This window comes from Streptomyces sp. C10-9-1 (assembly GCF_024497955.1).
Lineage (GTDB): Bacteria > Actinomycetota > Actinomycetes > Streptomycetales > Streptomycetaceae > Streptomyces > Streptomyces sanyensis.
In genome coordinates this window covers 45622-63806 of sequence record NZ_JANHKP010000024.1, presented here as the reverse complement: position 1 = coordinate 63806, position 18185 = coordinate 45622, and the positions used below count along the sequence as shown (strand labels likewise).

Here is an 18185-nt window from a genome sequence, read left to right as displayed (position 1 = left end):
CCGAAGCGCTCCCCATCAGGTAACCTCGCCGACGTCCGCACCGCGGAAGCCCGGCAGCGCCCCGGCCCATGGCGCACCGGAGCCACCGAGCACGACACCATCCCGGCCCCCGCGCAGGCCGACTGCCTCACCGCCTTCAGAGCCCTACGCGACGGCACCGACCCGGACACCGAGACGACGCTCGAGCTCGGGGAGGGCTGCAACCGCTTCCCCCCCTCACCTGCGGCCGGTGTCGTTCGACGAGGCGGTCAGCCACCGGCTCCGTGGCCGCGGCTCCTACCCCCCGGCGGCGATCGACGGACCCCGGACGGGTATCGCACCGCAGGCAAGCGCCCTCGGCCCGTCGCGGCCGCCCACCGAGCAGGCGAACGACGTGATCGAGAAGATCAGCTCGCAGGCCACCCCGGCGAACGGGCAGAGGCACGGCACGGGCCACGGGTCCACAAGGCCGTGAGAGCTTCAGCTATGCCGAGACCCTATGAACAAGGACTGACAGCACCGCAGGTAGCCCAACTTCGCCGGTCGCCCCAAGCCTGAGCAGCACCAAGGACCGGCCCACCGGCCGGGCCCCGATTGAGGTCGTCGATGCCGGAACATGCTCACTGAGGGTTGACCTGTTCCCAGGCTTCAAGGATCTCGATGGGGATGCGTCCGCGATCGGGGATGTCATAGCCGTTGGCCCTGGCCCATTCCCGGATAGCGTGGGTGCTGAGAGATGCCCGGGGGGCCGTGGTCGGTGCGGTGCTGTGGAGTTGCGCCGGGGTGAAGGCGATGCCGCCGTCGAGAAGGTCTGGGGGGAACATCGGGATGCGCACGGTTGCACTCAGCACGTCTACGAGAAACGCGGTCACGGTCCCGTTGTAGGTGAACCAGGGGGCGCGCAAGGCCTCGTTGACGGCGATCGTCCAGTGGTCCGGTGCCCCGGAGGGCTGGGTGACCCAGAAGAGGTAGTCGCCGTTGCCGGTGACTCCCATGGCGAGGAGGTCCTCAGGGGGGTGTGGCAGCGGCCAGGGCAGGCGGGCGGTCTGCCGGACTTCTTCGATCTGTGTGCGCAGTCGTGTCGGCATGGGGCCGGTCAGATCAGCCCACTCGCTTGGGGCATGGGGCTGGTACAGGGTGATGAAGTCGCAGAACTGGCCGGGGCCGTAGGTGGTGACGAGCTGCTTGTAGTCCTGAGGCAGGCGCGTCCCCAGGCTGTTCTCGACCTCGGACCAGTCAGGGGCGGGGGGTGCAGCGGCGGGGGGTGGGCACAGTGCCGTGAGGGTGGTGAGGGCAGTCATCGGATTCCTGGGCGGCTAGGGGCGACGTCGGGGGCGGGGCTCATCGTGGGCTGGGTTGTTAAGGATGGTCCCCTCGTCGAACAGGAGATTGCCATCTCTGTCCTTTTTGGTGCCGAAAGCTTCGAGTTGGATGGATTTGGGAGGTGAGTCGGGGTCATCGTTCACGTACTCCAGGTACACGCTGTAGTGGACGACATCATGGTCGTCGACAGCGTCGTACACGCGCTGTTCGAACATGCTCATCTTTGGTGTGTTCGTCGGGTTCTGGGAGATGGTGAACAGGTTGTCGTCGATGTCGCCGGACCCGCCGAGCTGTCGGGCGAGCATGTGCCCACGGGCCTGTCCCTTGTCCGACTGGTATCCGGGCGGGATGATCGAGTTCCGGGCGTGGGTGCCTTCGTCGAGCATGTGGCGGGTGATGACGGCGTGCATCTCGTAGGGACGGCCGTGCTCGTCTCGCACCCACCTGACTTGGCCTCCCCAGGTGGGGTCCGGCTCGCAGCCCGCAAGCCCGAGCGGGTCCGCCAGGACGAACGGGTTGACGACGTAGGAGTAGGGGTTGATCGAGGGAGCGATGCCCAGCGGGTCGGGTGAAAGGTATCTGCCGACCTCGGGGTCGTAGTAACGGTTGAAGTTGTAGTGCAGACCTGTCTCGGGGTCGAAGTACTGGCCCGGGTAGCGCAGCGGCGTGTAGGCGGTGCTGTTCTTGTTCCACTGGGTGGCTCCCCAGGTGGTGCTGCGGGCGTGCCAGGCCAGGGTTCCGTCGGCCGAGACCAGCTCGGTGGGGCTACCCACCAGGTCGGTGATGATCGCGAAGAAGCGGCGGTCGACTTCCTGCTGCGTGCCGTCGGTCTTCATCTCACGCTGGCTCAGTGGCCGCCCTCCGGCGTAGTCCCACACCAACGTGGCGCCCTCGCCGTGCTGCTCGGCCAGCTGAGCGCCATCCCATCGGAACGTCGTCGCGTGTGCGACCTGTCCGTCTTGGTCGAGGCGCTGCTTGGCCAGACGGCGTCCGAGAGCGTCGTAGAGGTAGCGCCAGCGAGTCCCTTCGGGGGTCTGCACGAGGGTGAGCCGGTCCTCCGCGTCCCATTGGAAGTGCCAGGCGAGGGTCGCACCGCTGAGGGTTTTCGTCCTGCGCAGCGTGAGGCGCCCCTGTGCGTCGTAGCTGTAGCGGGTGCGTCCCGCCCGAACCAGGCGTGTGCCTTCGTAGCGCCGTTGTCCGGCGGCCGACTGGCCCGGTGCCTGGGCTGGGAGGGCCGTGCGGCTTTGGTCGCCGGCAGCGTTGTAGGCGTATTGCTCCGTCCAGCCACGGGCTTGGACTTCCCGCACGCGGCTGGCGGCATCCAGAGCGATCGTGCGGAGCCCGTTCAGGCTGTCCTCGATGCCCGTGGGGACGCCGTCGGCTTGGTAGGTGAAGCTTTTTCGCAGGAGGGGCGGCTGGCTGGTGCTGGCCAGTGTCATATGGGTCAGCCGGCCGACCGGGTCCCAGTGCTGCCGCAGCTCCAGAGCATCGTCGACGGTCCGTGCGGTCTCGCGGCCGAGCGCATCCCGTTCGAAGGTGAAGACGTGGTCGCCGACGCTGAGGGAAGCCAGACCTGCCACTCCGTACTCCAGACGGCTTTCGGCGCCAGAAGGGGTGCGTCTGCCGGTACGGCGCCCAAGAGCGTCGTAGCTGAAGGACATGGTGGCGCCGTTGACCGTCTCGGCGACGATGCGCCCCGCGGGATCTCTAGCCAGTTCGATGCGGGAGTGCGCGTTCGCGATCTGCGAGACGTGGCCGCTGTCGTCATGGACAATCGACGAGGTCGAGCCGTCGTCGTGCCTGATGTGAGTGACGCGGCCGAGGGCGTCACGGTCGAACCTGATGCTCTGGCCGGCGGCGTTCGTCCGCCGGACGATGTGCCCGACAGGGTCGCGTTCGTATGTCAGAGTGCGGCCGTCGAAATCGTTCTCGGCAATGAGCCTGCCTGCGGCATCGTAGGTGTACTCCCACACGAGGCCGTCTGCGTTGGTGACCTGCGTCAGCCGCAGCTGAGTGTCGTGGGTGAAGCGGTAGCCGCTGTCCTCGCCCGTGCGGGTGGCCTGCAGCAGGTCGAAGTGGCCGTGGGAATGCGTGGTGGTGCGTCCCATCCGGTCGGTGTGCGACACGAGGTTGCCCTCGCCGTCCCAGGTCCATTCCTCACGGCTGCCATCGGGGAGCTCCCTCCAGATGAGCTGTCCTTCCACGCTCCAGCCCTGCCTCACGATGCCCCCGACGGCATCGACGACCTCGGTTACCCGCCCGAAAGCATCACGCGTGCACCGCACGGCCGACCCGTCCGGCCGTGTGATCTGCGCCGGGAGACCAGCGGCATCGGTGGTGAGGTGCGTGGTGACGCCGAGAGCATCCCGCACGAGCCGCAAGTGGCCACGTTCGTCATATGCGTACGTCGTGCGCCCGCCCGCGAGATCGACCGCTGCCGTCAGGTTTCCGCGGTCGTCGTAGCCGTAGCTGCGAGCAGCCCCGGCGCGCTCAGTGATCGTTTCTGGGAGATTCAGCTCGTTGTAGGTGGCGGTGGTCCGCACCCCGTCCGGCGCGATCAAGCCGATGAGATTGCCGCGCTCATCGCGTTGGAAGTGGGTGGAACGCCCCAGTGCGTCGGTCTGGGCCCGTATCCGATCCTGCGGGTCGAAGTCGAAGCGTGTGGTGTTTCCGAGGGGATCGGTTTCCGCGACGACCTGAAGCCGTTCGTCGATCTGGAAGACGGTGGTGGCTCCGGTGGAGTCCGTGTATCGAGTGATCCGGCGGCCCGTCTCGGGTATCTCCTCGTACACGAATGTCGAGGACAGGAACCCTTCGGGACCGATCGTACGCACGACCCGCCCCTGGGCGTCGTAGACATACTGAAAAGTGGAACCGTTACGGTCGGTCCAGGACGTGATGCGCCCCTCGGTGTCGTAGGCGAACTGCAAGGGAGCATCAGAGGAGTTGAAAACCTCGTTCAGGATGCCCTCACGGTCGTAGCCGAAGCGTCGCACGGTGACCGGCCCCTCGGGTGTTCGCAGCGAGAGCTCGGATATTCGATCGTCCTTGACTCGCAGAGCGACCTGATATCCGCCGTCGTGCATCACCCTGACCGGGGCCCCGTCACTGCGGCGTATGAAGGTGACACCGTTGTGGTTCCGGTCCTCCACCTCACTCAGCCAGTAGGCGGAGGACGCGCCGTAGGGGCTGCCGGTGAAGTACCGCGTCAGGCCCGATATTGGATCGGAGATGCGGTAAGTAGTGGACTCGTTGTCCTGTCCGCTGCAGGTCAGGGGCAGATGGGGACCTTCTATGGGCAGGACCCCTACCGCGTCGTCCGGGGCCGGCAGCCGAGGATAGATGAGCAGTGAACCGTCCTCGCGCGCCCATATCGCGCTCTGGGCCTTGGCGTCGAGCTCGATGCGTTCGTCCAGGGTGGAGGCCCAACTGCGGCCATACCAGCGGCCCCAGCGGTATTCGGAGAGGTGAGTACGGCGCAGGACAAAGGGGAGAACACCGGCCAGTGACAGGTCCGTCTGGGGCAGAGTCACCTCGCCGGTGGCGACGTCGACCGGGTCGTTCTTGCACGTCTTCTTCTTCAGCGGGATGCCGTTGCGGCGTGCATCGTCCTTGGCGCTGTCCAAGCGGTCAGGCTTGGACCGCTTGTCGTCCGCTCCGCCCCGGCCCCGTCCGGGCTCCGCTCCGCCCTTCTTGCCACCCAGGTCACCTTCATCCTTGCCATCCTTGGCTGCGATCCTCTTGACGCGGTCGCGGACATCCTGGTCGGTGTCCTTGTGGGTCTTGGAGCCCTTGGTGATGGCGTCGGGTACCTTCTTGCCGACGTGGTCTCCGAGGTCGTTCAGTGCCTTGGTGAGTTTCTCCGTGACGCCTTCGATGGTGGTGTCGAGGACCGCGGTCAGCGAGTCCTTGCCCTTGGCGCGCCCGTGATGGCCCTTGGCCTTGCCGAGCTTGCTGCCGGCTCTGTTTCGCATGGAGACCTGCACGTTGGCCAGGTGCAGGCCTGCCTTGCCGTGGGCGGCGTGGTCGATCTCCGGACCGCCAGCAGCGCCCGGGCGGGTGGCCCCGTGTGCGGAGTTGAGCTGCAGTCCGTCCTTTCCGGCCTGCACGGTCTGGTCGGTGTTGTAGCCGTCCTGCACACCGGCGACATTCATCGCCGTCTGGATCGCCAGGTCCGCGACGATGTTCTCGATCGCGGCGACAGCGGGCTCGGTGAGCGTGGCGACGATCTCTGCCACGGCCGCCTCCGCCATCTCCTTCAGGATCCGCTTGAAGGCAATGCGGGTGGCGGCGATCTTGGCTCCGGCGAGCAGCGTCGACAGGCCGGCCGTCACCGGCGCGAACGCCAACGTGATGCCCACCGTCGCACACAGGTCCGCCAGTTCGCCCACCGCGGCGATCTTCCGGGCGACGATGATGTCCGCCACCCGGTCCAGGGCGCCGGCGACGAGGCGGGCTGCCTTCGCCAGATCCTTGTGCTTGCCCTGTACTTTCGACCAGTGCTCGTCCAGAGCCGTCAGCGACTCGCTCTGCCCGGACGAGAGCAGCATCTGTACGTGCCCGTACGCGGTCCCCGCGTCGTCGTCTGCGTCGTCGGCGAACTCGCGCAAGGAGACCGCCATGTCCCGGTAGGCGTCCTCGTCGACGTTCGGCCAGCCCACACCCACGATGTCGAGCATCGTGTCGACGCCCTCAGGAATCGTGTAACCCACGACGCAACAGCCCCCAGCTACGCAGCAAAACACCTCAACCAAAACAAGATCAACCAGCATGCCAGGAGACGACCACCAAGGCCCAGGCGGTTCCTGGCCACCCGTCACCACCTGCTCGGCACGGCAGGCCCGTACCTGGATTGCACCGGGTTGCAACAGAGCACAGGGACCGGCCACATGATCGCGGAGCCGCAGCTGCCCACCGACCGGACCACCGACGACAGCCCCGGGCCCTACCCCGCCACCGAGGCTGGGTTCAAATGCGCGCGCCCAAGCCCAGCGTGCCCTACGCCGACGGCGCAAACAGACCCGTGTCGCCTCCTAGGTTCTGTCGTCAAATGTCACGCCCACATCAGGAGTGACGCGAGTGCGACGGTTGCTTCGTAGGACTGGGCGGTCTTGTCGTAGCGGGGGGCGATCCCGCGCCACTGCTTCAAGCGGTTGAAGCACCGCTCAACAACGTTGCGGTGCTTGTAGACCTCGCGGTCGAAGGCCGACGGGCGGCCTCCCCGGCTGCCTCGCCGGGCCCGGTTGCGGACCTGGTCGGCCCGCTCGGGAATCGTGTGCGCGATGCCCTTGCTTCGTCGCCCCGGCCGGGGCGGACGGCCCCGGGAGGACGGCGCGGCCGTCGCGCCCCGCCGCGCCGACGTCTTCGACCACAGGACGCCTTCCCTGTACACGGATCAAGCGCTAGCTTGCACGCCATGCTAATGACGTGGACACGTCGAATGCTGGTGGGACTCTGCACGGCAGGCGCGGTTCTCCTGGGCGCGCCACCGGGTGCACAGGCCCACGAAGAACGTGAGGTCGCCTTCCCCGACGGATCGGGCAGCGTACCCGTCTACCGCGAGGGTGAGCCGGACCTGCTGGTCTGCAAGACCGGAAGGACGGACTTCGAGCAGCGCATCGCCCGGTTCCCGGCGGCACTGCGGGAGCGCAACCTGCGGCTGTACGAGCGCTGCGAGCGTGACGGCTTCCGGCACCTGCAGCAGGCGGTGGATGCGGCCGACAGGCCGGGAACGACCATCGCCGTCCTGCCCGGGCGCTACGAGGAGGAGCCCTCGCAGCCGGAGCCGACGGGCAGGTGTGCCCGGCTCAAGGCCCCCAGGGCGGCGCTGGGTTACCAGGTGCTGTCCTACGCGCAGCAGAAGCAGTGCCCCCACAACCAGAATCTCGTTGCCGTTCTCGGGAAGCAGGACCTGCAGATCGAAGGCACCGGGGCGGACCCTCGTGACGTCGTCGTGGACGCCGGCTACCGCAAGCTCAACGCGATCCGCGCGGACGGCTCCGACGGCATCTACCTCCGAAACTTCACCGCCCAGCGCACCACCTTCAACTCGCTGTACGTACTGGGAGTCGACGGCTTCGTCATCGACACCGTACTCACCCGCTGGAACGACGAGTACGGTTTCCTCACCTTCGCCAGCGACCACGGCCTGTACCGCGACTGCGAGTCGTACGGGAACGGTGACTCGGGGATCTACCCGGGCAGCGCCTCGGACATCAACGCCGGGCGCGGCTACGACGTACCGCGCTACTCGATCGAGATCACCGGCTGCCGCAGCCACCACAACCTGCTCGGCTACTCGGGGACCGCCGGCGACTCGGTCTGGGCCCATGACAACGAGTTCGACAACAACATGGCCGGCGCCTCGATGGACAGTGCGTTCCCCGGTCACCCGGGCCTTCCGCAGAACCACGCCAGGTTCGAACGCAACCTCATCCACGACAACAACCAGGACTACTACCGATATGTGAAGGACGGCACGTGCGACCGGCCGCCCGCCGAGCGGGGCTACGAGCGGGGCGTCGTCTGTCCCCAGACGTCGGTGCCGCCCGGCACCGGAGTCCTGGTGGCGGGAGGGAACTGGAACGTCTTCGAGGACAACTGGGTCTACGGACACCGGCGGACCGCGTTCCACCTCAACGCCGTCCCCGCGTTCGTCCGCGGCGAGGAAGCCTGGTCGCGGCAGGCCGACACCTCGCACCACAACCGCTTCCACGCCAACCGCCTCGGCACGACGAAGGACGGCAGGGCCCGCCCCAATGCGACCGATGTCTGGTGGGACGGCCAGGGACGGGGCAACTGCTGGCAGGAGGTCCGGGGCAGTAGCCCGCGTACCCTTCCGCGGTGCGGCGACAGGGCGGGGGCGGTGTCCGGCGGTTCGCACCGCATCGTGGGTGAACCGGTGAAGGTCGCACAGCTGATGGTGTGCTCCGAGTACAGCGTCAGGGAACGGCGGCTGCCCGTGGGCTGCGACTGGTACGGGGCCCGCGGGATCGAACGCGTCGAGGTGCAGCTCGCTCTCGGCATCGCCGTCGTGCTCGCGGCGGTCGGTGGACTGCTGTGGTGGCGCAGACTGCGCCGGAACCGCTGGGTCACCGCGGTGACCGCGCTCGGCGCGGCCGGTCTGGCCCTGGACGTCGCCGGGGAGACGACCGCGCTCGCCCCGACGGTGGTACCGCCGCTCGCCCTGCTGCTGCTCGGGACCTGGTGGGCCGTCACCGGACTCGCGCTGCGGAGCACACATCGCCTCTTCGGCTGGACGACCGTGATGCTCGGCCTGCTGACCCTGCTGGACGCCTTCGACCAGGCGGTGCTCATGATCCCGTGGACACCGCTCGGCCCGGCGTGGCCGCGCGGCCTGCTGGGGCTGGTCTGGGTCGTCTGGGCGGTGGTGGCCGCGGCCCGGCCGGCCGGCGCCGGATCTTCCTCCGGAGCGGCCCCTGGCCGCACCGCCCGGGTGATGCCGTGAGCGGGCGGCGACCGGCCCGCGCGCTCGGGACGGCCGGCATCCTTGGCCTTCTCGTCCTCGTCGGCGGGTGCACGGAGCGCCCCGACACCCACCACAGGCCGGGAACGAACCACGACACGGTCTCCGGCCCGGCAGGCACGCTGCTGCCCGCCGAGGGCAAAAGCCGTCACGAGCGGCTCCGGCAGGTGCCCGCCAAGGACGCTCCCGCCGTCACCGTGACCGTCCGGGCCGATACGCACGACGGATGGAACATCCGGCTCGACGTCCGACGATTCCGCTTCAGCCCGGACAGCGTGGGCGGGGCGGCGGTCCTGGGCAGCGGCCACGCTCGTCTGCTGCTGGACGGCGCAGAGGTCGCACGGGTGTACGGCGATCGGCATCATCTGCCCTCGTCCGACGTACCCGCCGGCTCGCAGATGCTCACCGTCAGGCTGCACGCGGACGACCACACCGTGTGGGCTCTGGACGGGGAACCGGTCCAGGACAGCGTGCCCCTGTCCGGTACCGCGCCACCGTCCTCGGGGCCGGACCAGGAACAGAAGCCTGCCGGCAGGACGCTCGACATCACCGTCGCAGGAGGTGTCGTCAGCCCGGAACCCGGACGCGTCGAGCTGAGGAAGGGCGAACGGCTCACCCTCCACGTCACCAGCGACACCGACGACGAACTGCACGTCCACGGAGTGGACCGCTCGGCCGTGCTCACGGCCGGCCGCACCGCCACCCTTGAGGTGCTCCTGGACCGGTCGGGCCTGTACGAGGTGGAGACCCACCGGTCCGGCCTCGTGCTGACGCAGCTCGCCGTCCGGTGAACGCCCTGACCTCGCTCGCCCACGGCGTCGGCGCCCGCCACGACCTGCCGGTCTCCGCCTTCCACGCATACGCCGGAGCCTTCGCCGCGCTGCTCGTCTCCTTCCTCGCCCTGGGACTGCTCTGGCCGGCCCCCCGCTTCCGGGGCGACCGCGTCGGCCGCCCTCTGCCGGTCCCGGTGCAGCGTGCGGCGCAAGCGCACGTCCTGCGCGGCGCGGCGCGGGGACTGGGGCTCGCCGCTGCCGCCGTGATGCTGCTTCATCTGCTGCTGGGCCCGGACGACGCCGACCGCAACCCGGCACCCGCAATGGTCTACGTCCTGTTCTGGGTGGGTCTCGTACCCGCGTCACTGCTGTTCGGCCCGGTGTGGCGGCTGCTGAACCCGCTGCGCACGCTGCATGCTCTCGGCTGCCGGACGGCGCGCCGTGATCCACGCAGGGGAAGCGCACGGCTGCCCCGGCGGCTCGGGTACTGGCCCGCGGCGGCCGGCCTGCTGGCCTTCACGTGGCTGGAGTTGGCCTCCCCCTCCCCCACCTCGAGAACGGCCCTGCTCCTCTTCCTGCTGGCCTACGCGGCCGTACAGCTGACCGGGGCGGCGATCTTCGGCAGCCACTGGTTCGACCGGTGCGACGCGTTCGACGTCTACTCCGCACTCCTCGCCCGGCTGGCTCCGCTGGGGCGCAGGGCCGACGGGCAGCTCGTCCTGCGCAGTCCGCTGCAGGGCCTGGACGGCACTCCCCAAGCGCCCGGGCTCGTGGGCGTCATGTGTGTGCTGCTCGGCAGCACCGCCTATGACGGCGTGTCGGACGCGCCTGCGTGGATCGCCATGCTGCAGACCTCGCCTGTGGGCCCCACCACGACAGCCTCCCTCGGGCTGGTGGGGACCGTGGTCGCCATCGCCGCTCTCTACGGTGTCTGCGCGGGCGCCGTCCGCCTCACCGCCGGTCCGGTGCCCCAGCCGCTCTCCGCTTTCGCCCACTCACTGCTGCCGATCGCCGTGGGCTATCTCGTCGCCCACTACTTCTCGCTGTTCACCACGGAGGGCCCGCGTGCGGTCATGACGGCGGCGGGTCACGGCCCGGTGGCCGCACGGGACGGACCCCTCGGCCCCGACGGCCTTGCCACGCTGCAGGTCACCGCTGTCGTCACGGGGCACGTCCTCGGTGTCGTGGCCGCGCACGACCGGTCGGTACGGCTCCTCCCCCCGGACCGGGCCGTGGCCGGCCAGATCCCCCTGCTGGCCCTGATGATGGGCTACACCCTCGGCGGGATCGGGCTGCTCGTCGCATGAGGCCGCGCCCGGCCGGGGGGTCCGCCGGCCGTCATGGGCAACATCGCCCCGAAGGTCCGCGAGCCGACCGGGCGGATCGGCCCGGAGCGGGTGAGCGACGTCGGGTGTTGTAGCGGTGCAGCCAGCGGAACGCGTCGAGGCGGACCCCGCTCTCGGTGGACCAGCTCCGTCGGGTGCCCACGTGAAGCTGAACAGTGCGCATGCCGGAGCCGTATGAGGGTTGTGCCCTCTGTATGAGATCACCCTCCGGCTGGGCGCAGGCCCGGCCGTGCCAGGACGTTCTCGTGCATGTGAGCCCTTGCCCACCCGGCGCGGGAGATTCGAGGAAGCGAGGCCCTGTGGTGACGCATTCGGACACGGCAGACGGACACCCTCCCCAGGAAAGGGTGGATCCCGGCCTTCTCCCCGAGACCGACCTCGTCGAGTGCCTTCGTTCCGGCACCGACGCCGAGGGGCAGGCCATCCGGGAGCTGCAACGCAGACACCTGCCCGCCGTCGCGGCCTACGCGCAGTTGCACACCACCAGCGATCGGGCTGGCCGACGGCTCGCCGGAGAGGCGTTCTCCCGGGCGATGGAGGAGGTCCGGGAAGGAGTCGACCCGTCAGGGACCTGGCGTCACCACGCGCTGACACACGTCCGCGAAGCCGCGCTCGCCTGGGCCGCTGATGACCGACGGAGCCGGCTACAGCCCGATTTCCTGGCCTGGGCGCAGACGGTGCACCTCACCAGCGCGTCCGAACCGCCCAACGCCATGGCCAGCGCCTTCTATCAGCTGCCGGATCGACTGCGGTCCGCCCTGTGGTACTCCGTCGTCGACGACGAGCCGCACTCCGAAGTCGCCACACACCTGGGCGCGACCTCGGACGCCGTCCCCGATCTCGCGGCCAAGGCCCAGGTCGCCATGCGGGATGCCTATGTGCAGGAGCACCTGTCGCTCCGCGGCACAGCAGAATGCCGCGGCTTCAAGCGCATCATCGAGGCCGCCGCTCAGGAGCGGGGCGGCACCCCGCACCCGGACCTGGCCGCGCATCTGGCCCACTGCGCCAACTGCACGGGCCTGCTGTCCAGACTCACGAGAATGTCCGCAGGTCCACGGCTCCTACTGGCCGAGGGACTGCTGCTGTGGGGCGGCGCCGCCTACACCGAGCGCGTCCCGATGCGCACCACTTCTGAGACCACGTCGTCCGAGCAGGGCACCGTCCTCGGCACGGACTGCCAGAAGACCCCGCTCGACGTGCCGACAGCACTGGTCGAGGTCCTGAAGAGTTTGAGCCGTCCCCGACCCGCCCATCGATCCGTGCGGGAACACCGGACCGTCAAGGCCGTCGGCAGCATCGCCGCGATCGTCGCCGTGGCCACGGCGGCCGCGGTAGCGGCTCCCGACGTCCTGCCCGAGAGCTGGGACCTCAGCGGTCTCGCGGGCCCCGAGCCCAGCCGGTCGGCCGACCCGACCCCGTCCACCACGCCCTCCCGCTCCCACGACACAGCGCCGTCGGGCGATCCGACTCCGCATCCGGAAGGGGAACCTCCCTCGCCGGTTCCCCTCGGCAAGCCCTCCCAGATCGTCCATGCGGCCACCGGGCTGTGCCTGGACGTGGAGAACCAGGTGGTGGGCAAACGTGTCAACGCCGTCGCCGCTCCGTGCGGTTCGGGCACCACCCAGCGATGGAAGTTCGACACCGACGGACACCTGCACAACGAGGCCGACCCAGGATTCTGCCTCAAGGTCGGCGGAGACACCGCGGACGTGGGGATCCGGCCATGCACGAGCGACGACCCGGAGAAGCGATCACGGATGACCTTCGTCATCGGTGAGAACGGGGAGATCCACTCCAAGCCACGAACCGGCCAGGTCATCGTCCCCGTCGGCGACGACACCGACGAAGTCCGTCCCCTGGAGCTCAAGGAGAGCTCCACGGTGGGTGACAAACGCTGGGTCGCCGGTCCGATCACGGCCACAGGAACCGCACAGCGGGACTGAGCCTTCTCCACCGTTCGACGGGCTGGCCGAGCGTTTCCGGGAACTGGCTTTGCTGAACCGGGGCTTGGAGATCTCTCTGACCGATCGGCGCCTCCCGGGCGAGTCCCGGTCGGCGCGGTTCCGGTACCCCGACGGCGCGCGGGCGTTCGTGGCGATCCTTGACGAGCAGAAGGAGGAACCCGTTCATCCGCACATCATCGGCTTCGAGCGGGAGGAGCCGCGGATGGCGGGGACGGTGGAGGTGGCCCTGCGTTGGCGTGCCTCCCACGACGAGCGGGTCCGGAGCTTCGCCAACAGCCGGCCCACTGACGGTGGCACACACGAGCGCGGCTTCCGCGACGGGGTAGCGGCCGCCGTCACCGCATACGCACGGGAGCGACGGCTGCTGGCTGCGACGGATCCCGACCTCGACGCCGATCGGATCGGCGAACGTCTGACAGCGGTCGTGTCGGTGAAGCTTGACCATCCCGAGTTCGAGGGCTCCACGCGCGGCTGGCTGGGTAACGCCGCAGTGCGCGCCTGCGTCGAACAGGCCGTCCAGGAACACCTCGGCAAGTGGCTGGAAGGATACCCGGAACGGGCCGCAGCCGTCATCGACCGGATCATCCAGGGCGCCCGCCGGGACTGACCAGGAACAGGCCGCTTCATCCGGGCCTGACCCAGTGTGCCGGTGGCTGCCGCCGCTCAGAGGGGAGTCGGCACCACCGTGGCGGCGACTGGCTGCGGGCAGCCTGTTACGAAGGAGATGGTCAGCCGTGTCCTGAGCAGAGTCGTCGGGTGCTCCGATGGCCGTGAGGGCGGCGCTAACCCGTGCCGGTGCTTCCGGCGGCAGATCGTCGGCGGCGAGCAACGGCACCAGAAGCAGCAGTCGGGCCGCAGTGTTGTGCACGCCGGGTGCGGCCAGGTCCGGGGTCTCGGCGATGTGCACGATGTTGCGCCAGGACAGGCCCGGGCCGCACCAGTCGCCGTCATAACTGGACAGGGCCTCTGGCCGATGCCAATCCGGTTGGGTCAGCAGGTAGTCGATCCCGAAGTCACCGATGAGGTTCCGGTAGATGACGATGGCGCTGTGCCCTCCTTGGAACGGGACGCGAAACGCCAGCCATGCCTGGTCGTCTAGGAGGACTTCGGACAGGGCATCCGTGTCGGCGCCGTCGACACCGAACCACTCGGGTGCCGGCCGGGCCTCACCGGAGGCGAACCGGCACATGGTCAGCAGGTGATTGGACCAGAACCCGGCGCGCTCAAGCAGCCACTCACCCGCGACCAGCGGCGCGTGGTCGTATCCCTTGATCAGCACGGACCAGAGTGTCTCAGAGCGCTCCGACACTTCTCTGCCACCGGGCCGTCGGGAGTAACGGGACAGCCCTCAGGTTCTGTCCGCCTCGCCGGCGGCGCCCAGCCGCACGCGGTGGCGCTGGAGGTCGACCTCGGTGACCTTCACCGTGATCAGCTCGCCTTCGTCGACAAGCTGATCCGGGGTCTCGATCGGCTCGTCAGTCAGCTCTGAGAGGTGAAGGAACCCCATTACGTCCGGAGCAAGCCGCACGAACACGCCGAAAGGAACGATCTTGGTGATCGGCCCGGTAAGAACTTGGCCTGCCTGATCCGCAAACCGAATGAGTGGATCTACCTGCAGGGCCTTCGACGAGAGAGTGACCTGCCCGGTGCGCGTCTCGGTAATGATCACCTCGGCGGTGATTCGTTGGCCTGCTTCGACGACCTCGGAGGGGTGGTTGATCCAGCCCCACGTCAGGTCCGGCACCCGGATGAAGCCGGTGCACAGGCCATCTGGTTCGCCGTCGATGTGAACGAAGACCCCGAAGTTGTGAACCTCGGAGACCGTCCCAGCGACGACCTGCCCGCGTTCGAGTGCGAGGAGGAAGGACCGCAAGGACGGGATCTCGCACGCCCTGGCGGACAGGTGAAGCTGACCTTCGCGCCAGCGTCCGATCTCTTCGGCGTTGATCTCCTGGCCGACGTCGAGCAGCTCGGATGGATGCTCCACCCGACGCATCGACGCCTCCTGCCGGGGAATCCGACCGATCTCGGTCTCCTCTCCTTCGGCATCTACAAGCTTCACCAGGACATCCGCTCCGTCGAACCCGGTGACCTTCACCGTTCTCACCACCCCCGGCCTGAGCTGGTTGATCAAGGACTGCAGACGAGGGGCGGGGGCTGGCTCGGGCACGGAGGTGAGCCTAGTCGGCGGCTGGCCGCACTTGTTCCAACTCTCGTGACCAGGTTCCAACTAGCTTGTCACGGCTCAACGTCGGGGGGTCTGTCAATCGAACGGGTCTGTTCCGTAGTCGGTGGTGACGGTGAGTGCCCGCCTGTGATCATTGGGCGTGCATGATGCGAACGCACCTGTGGGGACGATGTTTGGGGGTTGTCGCCGTTGGTCATCGAGGATGTGGCGGATGGTGGCGAGACAGTCCAGGTTTCGGCTCGGACCCGGGCAGGTTCCCGCTCCCTGTCCGCTGTGCAGGGTGCTGACGGGAAGGGTCCACGGGTATCACGGCCGGACGGTGTGGGATGTGCCGGTCGACGGCCGACAGGTCGTGGTCCGGGTGAGGATACGACGGCTGGTCTGCCCGGTCCGGGACTGCGGTCGGCAGACCTTCCGAGAGCAGGTCCCTGGGCTCCTGGAACGCCATCAGCGCCGCACCACACGTCTGACCAACCAGCTCTCCGAGCTGGTCAAGGAGTTATGCGGCCGGGCGTCCGCCCGGCTCACCCGGTCACTGGCCATGCCCGTGTCGTACGCCTCCGCCCTACGGCTGCTGAGGCGGGTGCCCTTGCCGGTGGTGAGGTTCCCGCGGGTGATCGGGGTCGACGACTTCGCCCTGCGACGCCGGCACAGCTACGCCACGATCATCATCAACGCCGAGACCGGCCAGCGGGTCGAGGTACTGCCCGGCCGCGAGGCCGCCACCCTGGAAACCTGGCTGCGCGGGCATCCGGGCATCGAGGCCGTGTGCCGGGACGGATCGGCCACCTACGCCGAGGCGATCCGCCGAGCCCTGCCCGACGCGGTCCAGATCAGCGACCGCTGGCACCTGTGGCACAACATCGCCGAGGCCGTCCGCAAAGAGGTCGCCGCCCACAGCATCTGCTGGGCGAAAGCCGCCCCGCCCTCGGCCGAGGGGAGACAGGCCGCCACCACCCGCGAGCGCTGGCAGCAGGTCCACGCCCTGCGAGAGCGCGGAGTGAGCCTAATGGAGTGCGCGCGCCGCCTGAACCTGGCTCTCAACACCGTCAAGCGCTACGACCGTGTCGCCGAGCCCGAGCGCCTCATCCGCGCCCCCAAGTACCGCCCCACCCTGGTGGATCCCTACCGCGATAACCTGCGCCAACGACGGCTGGAGGACCCGGCCGTCCCCGTCACCCATCTCCTCCAGGAGATCAGGGACCTGGGTTACACCGGCAGCTCGAACCTGCTGGTCCGCTACATCAACCAGGGCCGTGTTGAGGCCGACCGGCCAGCGCTCTCGCCCCGGCGCCTGGCCTGCTACCTGCTAACCCGCCCCGACCGTCTCAAGGACCATCAGCGGGAACGTATCGAGACCACCCGCACCGCCTGCCAGGAGATGACCGCTCTGGCCGATCTCATCCACGGCTTCGCAGCGCTACTGGATCCCGCCGACGGCAATGCCGCTCTGCTGAGCACCTGGATCACCGCAGCCCAGACCGAGGACCTGCCCCACCTGCATGCCTTCACCAGGGGCCTCGAGAAGGACCGCGCCGCAGTCGACGCCGCCCTCACCCTGCCGCACCACAACGGCGGCACCGAAGGCGTCAACAACAAAACCAAGCTGATAAAGCGCCAGATGTACGGCCGCGCGAGCTTTCCCCTCCTACGCCACCGCATCCTCCTGGGCTGACCACACCCTCCGTCACCACCGACTACGGAACAGACCCGAACGATTTACGGTCCCGTGACAGATGCCCGGGGGGGCCGTGGTCGGTGCGGTGCTCTGAAGTTGCGCCGGGGTGAAGGCGATGCCGCCGTCGAGAAGGCCTGGGAGGAACATCGGGATGCGCACGGTTGCACTCAGCACGTCGACGAGGAACGCGGTCACGGTCCCGTTGTAGGTGAACCAGGGGGCGCGCAAGGCCTCGCTGACGGAGATCGTCCAGTGGTCCGGTGCCCCGGAAAGCTGGGTGACCCAGAAGAGGTAGTCGCCGTTACCGGTGACCCCCATGGCGAGGAGGTCCTCAGGGGGGTGCGGCAACGGCCAGGGCCGACGGGCGGTCTGCCGGACTTCTTCGATCTGCGTACGCAGTCGCCCCGGCAGGGGGCCGGTCAGATCAGCCCACTCGCTGGGGCCCCTTCGGTCGCCGGTGTGCTGAGTGGAGTCACCACGCCAGCGACAAGGGGCCCTGCCTCGTCACCACACCTGCTGACCAGCCCATTTCACCCTCCAGCACAGGATGAAAGAGGCTCACTGACGGACGGCTGTTTGCGCCACCGAAGAATGACCGTGGAGGTCAGCGCTGCGAGAGGTGATCCGGCACGGTGGCGCCCACCGGTGCTCAATAAGCGGAGCCGGTATAAGCACTTTGTCCGGCCTCGCTCAAATACACCTCAAGTTCACTCGCCACGAGTTGGCGTCTGCCTAGCATCACACACGAAGCTGCCGTCCCATCTACCTGACGCTGACTACAACAGGTCCGGCAGCCACAGAGGGAGGGAAACCAATTGCTGACCAACTGGCTCCACCTACCTAACGTCCGACGAGGCTTCGCGGTCTCGACGGTCGCGCTCACCGTTCTCGCAGGGTCTGGCACGATCTCGGCGGCCCAGGCCGCACCGGCCTCCGCTGCGAAGTGCACGTACTCTGTGACAGGGCTGACCTACAGCAAGAAGTCCAACAAGGTCTACGCCAAGGCAAGTGCAGGCAAGTGCAGCTCGTACAACAAGGTCTGCCTCGGCCTCTACCAGGGCTACCCGATCCCCTTCCGCGGGTGGGTTTGGCACACATCTGGCGAGCGTTGCGTGACCTTCACGGGCGTCACGACGTCCATCTCCTGGAACGTGTCGGGCAAGTGCTCGTCTGCCGTCTACTACGCGGCCGTGGCCCCGTACAGGGGCGACAAGCCCGCCGGCAAGATCAAGAACTCCAAGCTCCACAACATCGTCTGCTGACGAGGAGAACTCTTCGACCGCCGGAGAAGAGAAAGGGTGGCCCGCCCCAAACAGAATATGTGAAGGGGGCAACCGTCCAGGGCCCCCTCTCGGTCACCTCGACGGAGCGCCACCCCCGTCGTCGCGCAGACCCCCACGAAGGCCCGCCCCGGCCTGGTGACCCGGTCCAGTTGAGCGGCCACTGCG

At 68.4% G+C, this 18185-nt stretch carries 11 protein-coding genes and 2 pseudogenes; 8 read left to right on the top strand and 5 right to left on the bottom strand.

Annotation, left to right across the window (positions count from 1 at the left end):
• Window positions 1–229: 229 nt before the first annotated feature.
• The gene (locus NPS70_RS27260) at window positions 230–454 is read left to right on the top strand and encodes a hypothetical protein (protein WP_256527114.1); all 225 of its coding nucleotides are present in this window, start codon (window positions 230–232) and stop codon (window positions 452–454) included.
• Between the two features lie 145 nt (window positions 455–599).
• Here the strand turns inward: NPS70_RS27260 and NPS70_RS27255 are convergent, their stop codons facing one another.
• From NPS70_RS27255 to NPS70_RS27245, 3 genes and pseudogenes are all read right to left on the bottom strand, one after another.
• Window positions 600–1280, bottom strand: a complete 681-nt coding sequence (locus NPS70_RS27255) for a histone-like nucleoid-structuring protein Lsr2 (RefSeq protein WP_256527113.1) — start codon at window positions 1278–1280, stop codon at window positions 600–602.
• 15 nt (window positions 1281–1295) lie between these two features.
• Window positions 1296–6074, bottom strand: a complete 4779-nt coding sequence (locus NPS70_RS27250; RefSeq protein WP_256527112.1) for an RHS repeat-associated core domain-containing protein — start codon at window positions 6072–6074, stop codon at window positions 1296–1298.
• 281 nt (window positions 6075–6355) lie between these two features.
• A pseudogene (locus NPS70_RS27245) lies at window positions 6356–6657 on the bottom strand (transposase); the annotation flags it as partial.
• Window positions 6658–6724: 67 nt separating this feature from the next.
• Here NPS70_RS27245 and NPS70_RS27240 point away from each other — a divergent pair.
• The 5 genes from NPS70_RS27240 to NPS70_RS27220 all read left to right on the top strand — a co-directional run bounded on the left by NPS70_RS27240 (window position 6725) and on the right by NPS70_RS27220 (window position 13478).
• Entirely contained in the window at window positions 6725–8770 is a 2046-nt protein-coding gene (locus tag NPS70_RS27240) for a right-handed parallel beta-helix repeat-containing protein (protein WP_256527111.1), read from the top strand.
• Window positions 8767–9579: a hypothetical protein gene (locus tag NPS70_RS27235; RefSeq protein WP_256527110.1), complete on the top strand. Its 813-nt coding sequence runs from the start codon at window positions 8767–8769 to the stop codon at window positions 9577–9579. Before NPS70_RS27240 ends, NPS70_RS27235 begins: the two co-directional genes overlap by 4 nt.
• A gap of 5 nt (window positions 9580–9584) precedes the next feature.
• Complete coding sequence (locus NPS70_RS27230; RefSeq protein WP_256527145.1) at window positions 9585–10868, top strand: hypothetical protein; 1284 nt, start codon at window positions 9585–9587, stop codon at window positions 10866–10868.
• 386 nt (window positions 10869–11254) lie between these two features.
• Window positions 11255–12850, top strand: a complete 1596-nt coding sequence (locus NPS70_RS28805) for a ricin-type beta-trefoil lectin domain protein (RefSeq protein WP_256527109.1) — start codon at window positions 11255–11257, stop codon at window positions 12848–12850.
• Window positions 12792–13478, top strand: coding sequence for a hypothetical protein (locus NPS70_RS27220; RefSeq protein WP_308315055.1), 687 nt, complete (start codon window positions 12792–12794; stop codon window positions 13476–13478). Before NPS70_RS28805 ends, NPS70_RS27220 begins: the two co-directional genes overlap by 59 nt.
• Before the next feature lie 741 nt (window positions 13479–14219).
• On the opposite strand, the gene NPS70_RS27215 is transcribed toward NPS70_RS27220, so the two are convergent.
• On the bottom strand, window positions 14220–15005 hold the full coding sequence (locus NPS70_RS27215) for a S1 RNA-binding domain-containing protein (RefSeq protein ID WP_256527108.1): 786 nt from the start codon (window positions 15003–15005) through the stop codon (window positions 14220–14222).
• Between the two features lie 187 nt (window positions 15006–15192).
• On the opposite strand from NPS70_RS27215, the pseudogene NPS70_RS27210 reads away from it, so the two are divergent.
• Window positions 15193–16734, top strand: a pseudogene (locus NPS70_RS27210) (ISL3 family transposase).
• A 12-nt stretch (window positions 16735–16746) separates the two neighbouring features.
• Here NPS70_RS27210 and NPS70_RS27205 read toward each other — a convergent pair.
• Complete coding sequence (locus NPS70_RS27205) at window positions 16747–17055, bottom strand: hypothetical protein (RefSeq protein WP_256527107.1); 309 nt, start codon at window positions 17053–17055, stop codon at window positions 16747–16749.
• 794 nt (window positions 17056–17849) lie between these two features.
• On the opposite strand from NPS70_RS27205, the gene NPS70_RS27200 reads away from it, so the two are divergent.
• Window positions 17850–17999 carry a hypothetical protein gene (locus NPS70_RS27200; RefSeq protein ID WP_256527106.1) on the top strand — a complete coding sequence of 50 codons (150 nt, stop codon included), beginning with the start codon at window positions 17850–17852 and terminating at the stop codon, window positions 17997–17999.
• The last annotated feature ends 186 nt before the right edge of the window (window positions 18000–18185 follow it).